The organism is Roseovarius halophilus (ex Wu et al. 2025), from assembly GCF_047086965.1.
On record NZ_JBKOTX010000277.1, the window covers coordinates 1 to 5,722 of the forward strand.

General features: G+C 65.6%; 3 protein-coding genes and 1 pseudogene. All 4 read right to left on the reverse strand.

The window, feature by feature from the left end:
• Positions 1-92 precede the first annotated feature (92 nt).
• Positions 93-1,070, reverse strand: a pseudogene (locus ACH107_RS29405) (sigma-54-dependent Fis family transcriptional regulator); the annotation flags it as partial.
• Between the two features lie 120 nt (positions 1,071-1,190).
• Positions 1,191-3,533, reverse strand: coding sequence for an ATP-dependent helicase (locus tag ACH107_RS29410; RefSeq protein WP_412509262.1), 2,343 nt, complete (start codon positions 3,531-3,533; stop codon positions 1,191-1,193).
• 140 nt (positions 3,534-3,673) lie between these two features.
• Positions 3,674-5,005, reverse strand: a complete 1,332-nt coding sequence (locus tag ACH107_RS29415; RefSeq protein ID WP_412509263.1) for an ammonium transporter — start codon at positions 5,003-5,005, stop codon at positions 3,674-3,676.
• 22 nt (positions 5,006-5,027) lie between these two features.
• Positions 5,028-5,366 carry a P-II family nitrogen regulator gene (locus tag ACH107_RS29420; RefSeq protein ID WP_412509264.1) on the reverse strand — a complete coding sequence of 113 codons (339 nt, stop codon included), beginning with the start codon at positions 5,364-5,366 and terminating at the stop codon, positions 5,028-5,030.
• Positions 5,367-5,722 lie beyond the last annotated feature (356 nt).

The following is a 5,722-nucleotide window of genomic DNA, read 5'->3' on the forward strand; positions in this document are numbered from 1 at the left end:
ACCGGATCGAGACCATCCGCGCGGATGGCAAGATCGATGGCGCGGACCCCTCAATCGCGGCGCTGACAGGCAATGTTGTGGTGCGATTTGTAGCTGGACAGGGCGCCGGGCAGCGCGGACGCCACCGGCGCACGCGCCACGCGGGCGGCCTGCGGCGCGATGGCATGGCCGAACAGGCCGCGCCCGTCCTTCAGGCGCAGCACGCGTTCCTCGGCGGGGCGGCCGCGCATCAGGTCGGGCAGATCATCGACCGAGATTTCGAGGAACGTGTCGATCGGGGCCCCGATCAGGGTGTCGCGCCGCCCCCGGCCCAGCAGGTCGATCACCGCGTGGGTCATCCCGACGATCCGCCCCGAGCCGTCCAGCGCGACCGCGGCCTCGGGATCGACCTCGAGAAACTCCGGCGACGACGAGAAACGCAGGACCCAGTCGCGCCGCGCCATCGCCATCAGGTTGGCCATTTCCACGCGGCGCGCCGAGGCTTTCACGAGGTTCATCGCGAGGTTCTGGCTGGACTTCGGCGAGGGCGACCGCAAAAGAGAGATGTCCAGCACGGCGGTCAACTGGCCGCGCGTGTCGTAGATCGGCGCGGCGGTACAGGAAAGGGGCGTGTGCGCGATGCCGAAATGGTCGCTCTGGTGGATGGTCACCGCCTCGCCCGTGACGAGGCAGGAGCCGACACCGCAGGTTCCGGCCAGATCCTCGGACCAGTCCGAACCCAGATACAGCCCGGCCTGGCGAAGATCGTCCTCGAATCGCGGATCGCCGAAGAAATCCACGCAAACGCCCTCTGCATCCGCCAGAAGCAGGACGTAGTTCTGCCCCGCCACCTGCCGGAACAGCGATTGCAGGCCCGAGCGCGCCGTCGCGATCAGGCGTTCGGATTGCTCACGATGCTGGCGCAATTCGGCATCCGTGACGATATGCGCGGGGTCGGCCCTTGCCGGGTCCATGCCATAGGTTTCGATGCAGCGGCGCCAGCTTTCCAGCACCATCGCGTCCCGGTCGACCGGGGGCGCGTCGCCGCTCAGCGCCCGGTCGATTTCCCTGACATGGGCCAGATCCGTCATGCCGTCCTCCCTCGGCCTGTGCCCATGCCATAGCACAGTTTCGGGATTTTCGCGATTCGCGGCTGACCGGGCGACCCCGGCAATCGCCGGGGAGGTTGCAACAGCGGTGAAACCGGACCGTCAGAAAGGGATGTCGTCGGCGGCCGTGACGTAGCGCGCGACGACCTTCTTGACGCCGGCCTTCTCGAAATCGACTTCCAGCTTGTCGCCCTCGATCGCCGTGATCGCGCCATAGCCGAATTTCTGGTGAAAGACGCGTTCGCCCACCATGTGGCTACTGATCGCCTGCGCGTCGATCACGCTGGCCTTTGATTCGCGCGGCTGGCTGACGGGGCGGTCGCCCGCGCGTGACTGCATCCGGCGCCATCCAGGCGAATTGTAGACGTTGGCCTCGGCGGCGCGAGTCTCGATACCGCTCTGCATCCCGGCCGCGCCGTAGCCCCCGCCATAGAGCCCCGGCGGCGTGAGCACCTCGACGTGGTCCTCCGGCAACTCGTCGATGAAACGCGACGGCATCTGGCTCTGCCATTGTCCGAAGACCCGGCGATTGCCGGCAAAGGATATGGTGCACAGCTCCTCGGCGCGGGTGATGCCCACATAGGCCAGCCGGCGCTCCTCTTCCACGCCCTTGAGCCCCTGTTCGTCCATCGAGCGCTGCGAGGGAAACAACCCGTCCTCCCAGCCGGGCAGGAAGACGGCGGGAAATTCCAGCCCCTTGGCGGCATGCAGGGTCATGATCGACACTTTCTCGCCCTGCTCGCCGGATTCGTTGTCCATGATCAGGCTGACATGTTCGAGGAACCCGCCGAGGTTCTCGAACCCCTCCAGCGCCTTGACCAGTTCCTTGAGGTTCTCGAGCCGCCCCGGCGCCTCGGGCGTCTTGTCGTTCTGCCACATGGTGGTGTAGCCCGATTCGTCGAGGATCATCTCGGCCAGTTCGACATGGCTGACCTCCGCGCCGCCCGCCAGTTTTCCCCAGCGGGAAAGATCGGTGACGAGTCGCGCCAGCGCGGTCGCGCCCTTTCCCTTGATCGCGCCCTGCTCCACCGCCCGCGCCGCGCCGTCAAGCAATGACAGCCCGTTGTCGCGCGCGGTGCGCTGGATGGTCTGCTGCGCCTTGTCGCCCAGCCCGCGTTTGGGGGTGTTCACGATCCGCTCGAAGGCGAGGTCATCCGACGGGCTGACCACCAGCCGGAAATAGGCCATCGCGTCGCGGATCTCCATGCGTTCGTAAAAACGCGGGCCGCCGATCACGCGGTAAGGCAGGCCGATGGTCAGGAACCGGTCCTCGAAGGCGCGCATCTGGTGGCTGGCCCGCACGAGGATAGCCATTTCATCAAGCCCGACGGGCCGCGCGCCGCGCGTGCCGGTCTGCATCGCCTCGATTTCCTCGCCGATCCAGCGCGCCTCCTCCTCGCCGTCCCAATGACCGATCAGGCGGACCTTCTCGCCCGCGTCGGCATCCGTCCAGAGCTCCTTGCCCAGTCGGCCCTTGTTCGCGGCGATCACGCCGCCCGCCGCGGCGAGGATATGCGGGGTGGAGCGGTAGTTCTGCTCCAGCCGGATCACCGTGGCGCCGGGAAAATCCTTCTCGAACCGCAGGATGTTGCCCACTTCGGCGCCGCGCCAGCCATAGATCGACTGGTCATCGTCGCCCACGCAGCAGATGTTCTTGTGCCCGCCCGCCAGCAGCCGCAGCCAAAGGTACTGCGCCACGTTGGTGTCCTGATACTCGTCGACGAGGATGTAGCGGAACCAGCGTTGATACTGCGCCAGCACGTCCTCGTGATTCTGGAAGATGGTGACCATGTGCAACAGCAGGTCGCCGAAATCGACGGCGTTCAGCTCCTTCAGCCGTGCCTGGTACTGGGCATAGAGCGCGGGCGCCTTGCCGTCATAGGCCGACGCCTCGGCGGCGGGGACGGCGCCGGGCGTCCACGCCCGGTTCTTCCACTGGTCGATGATGCCCGCCAGTTGCCGCGCGGGCCAGCGCTTGTCGTCGATGTTCGCGGCGCGCACCAGTTGCTTGAGCAGGCGTAGCTGATCATCGGAATCAAGGATCGTGAAATTCGATTTCAGGCCGACAAGCTCGGCATGGCGGCGCAGAAGCTTGACGCAGATGGAATGGAAGGTGCCCAGCCACGGCATCCCCTCGGCCGGTTCGCCCAGAAGCCGCCCCACGCGGTACTTCATCTCGCGGGCGGCCTTGTTGGTGAAGGTGACCGCCAGTATCTCGTTCGGGCGCGCCGCGCCGGTGTTCAGCAGGTGAACCAGCCGCGTGGTCAGCGCCTTGGTCTTGCCGGTGCCGGCCCCGGCCAGCATGAGAACCGGGCCGTCCAGCGCCTCGACCGCCGCGCGCTGCTCGGGGTTCAGATCGTCGAGATAGGGCATGGGCCGCGCTGCCATCGCCCGCGCGGCCAGCGAAGCGCCCTCGAACGCGTCGGATTCGTCAGAACTGCTCATGCGCCCAAGGTAGCGCGGGCGCGGCCGGAGTTAAAGCCGATGTTCCGGCATTGTTCCACGCTTTCGGCGCTGTTGATCGAAAAAGCCCCGGGCGCGGACGCCCGGGGCCTGTCTTCAAGGTGCCGACCGGAAGGAGAACATCAGCCCTTGGAGAATTCGGGATAGGCCTCCATCCCCAGCTCGGCCATGTCGAGGCCGTTGATCTCGGTCTCCTCGTCGACGCGGATGCCCATCGCGGCCTTGATGGCGAACCAGACCACGAGGCTGACCACGAAGGTGAAGACACCGTAGGCGATGATGCCCATCAGCTGCGTCGCGATGCTGGCGTCGCCGTAGAAGATCACGGCGATGGTGCCCCAGATCCCCGCGAAGAGGTGCACCGGGATGGCGCCGACGACGTCGTCGATCTTGAAGCGGTCCAGCATCGGCACGGTGAATACCACGATCACGCCACCCACGGCCCCGATCCAGAGCGCGCCGAAGAGCGTGGGCGCCAGCGGTTCGGCGGTGATCGACACCAGGCCGGCCAGTGCGCCGTTCAGCGTCATCGTCAGGTCGGGCTTCTTGTACATCACCTGCGTCAGGATCAGCGCGGTGACGGCCCCTGCCGCGGCGGCCATGTTGGTGTTGGCGAAGATGCGGCTGACATCCGAGACATCGCCCACCGTGCCCATGGCCAGCTGCGAGCCGCCGTTGAAGCCGAACCAGCCCAGCCACAGGATGAAGGTGCCCAGCGTGGCCAGCGCGAGGTTCGAACCCGGGATCGGGTTGACCTTGCCGTCCTTGTCGTACTTGCCCAGCCGCGGCCCCAGCACGATGGCGCCGGCCAGCGCGGCCCAGCCGCCGACCGAGTGCACGACGGTCGAGCCGGCGAAGTCCGAGAAGCCGGCTTCGGCCAGCCAGCCGCCGCCCCACTGCCAAGAGCCCGAGATCGGGTACATGACGCCGGTCAGCACGATCACGAAGATCAGGAAGGGCCACAGCTTGATCCGCTCGGCCAGCGCGCCCGACACGATCGAGGCAGTCGCGGCAACGAAGACAAGCTGGAAGAAGAAGTCCGACCCGATGGATGCGTAACCGAGCGCCGCGTCGGCCGCCCCCACGCCCACGGGGTCAAGCACGGTCGTCGAGAAGAAAGGCCCGACCCAGCCCGGCATGATCCAGCTATCGCCGGGATACATCAGGTTGAAGCCGATCAGCCAGTACATGATGGCGGCCAGCGAATAGAGCCCGATGTTCTTGGTCATCTGCATCGTGACGTTCTTGGACCGCACGAGCCCGCCTTCGAGCATCGCGAAGCCCGCCGCCATGAAGAAGACGAGAAAGCCCGCCATGCAGAACAGCAGGGTGGTCATGATGTAGGGGCCGATTTCGTCGAAGCCCGGGGCGGTGTCCTGCGCCAGCCCCATCTGCGGCAGCGCGGCCAGCGCGGCAGCCCCGAGGGCGATTTGAGTTACGCGTTTCATGTTCATTGTCCTTTCCCTTCGCGCACGTTCACAGCGCGCTTTCGTTGACATCGCCGGTGCGCACGCGCATCGCCTGCTGCAGCTCCAGCACGAAGATCTTGCCGTCACCGATCTTGCCGGTCCGGGCCGTCTTGGCGACGGTTTCGACAACGTCATCGGCGATGGCGTCCGCGACGGCGATTTCGAGCTTGATCTTGGGCACGAAATTCACGGCGTATTCCGCGCCCCGATACACTTCGGTGTGCCCGGACTGGGCGCCGAAGCCCTTGATTTCAGTGACCATCATGCCGCTCACGCCCAAGTCGGTGAGCGCCTCGCGCACCTCCTCGAGCTTGAACGGCTTAATTGTTGCGATGACAAGTTTCACATTCGCCCCTTTCGAGTTTCCCAGACAGGCTTGTTTTGCACTTGCAGAAAAATCGAGCGGGGGACGAACCGGAAGAATTGACGGCCGTTTTCAACATTTTCCCGCGCATATCAGCCTAATTTTTAATCCTTCGGCCTTATGTGCATAAAAATTAGCCGATTCAGAAATTCACGATCCGCTCTTGGCAAGGGGTCAACTTTTGGCGTAGCGCGCGATAAGGTCATCGAAACGACAGGGTCCGGGCAGGACGGGAATGAGCAGTAAAGGCCGGGGAAAATCCAGAGGCACGGCCGACCGCCGGCGCAGGGCCGCCCCCAAAAAGGCGGCGCCGCCCGCCCGCCGCCGCAAAACCGGGC

Excerpts from the sequence above, each read along its gene's own strand:
- ACH107_RS29410 (WP_412509262.1), bottom strand. The coding sequence starts at position 3,533 with ATGAGCAGTTCTGACGAATCCGACGCGTTCGAGGGCGCTTCGCTGGCC.
- ACH107_RS29415 (WP_412509263.1), bottom strand. The coding sequence starts at position 5,005 with ATGAACATGAAACGCGTAACTCAAATCGCCCTCGGGGCTGCCGCGCTG.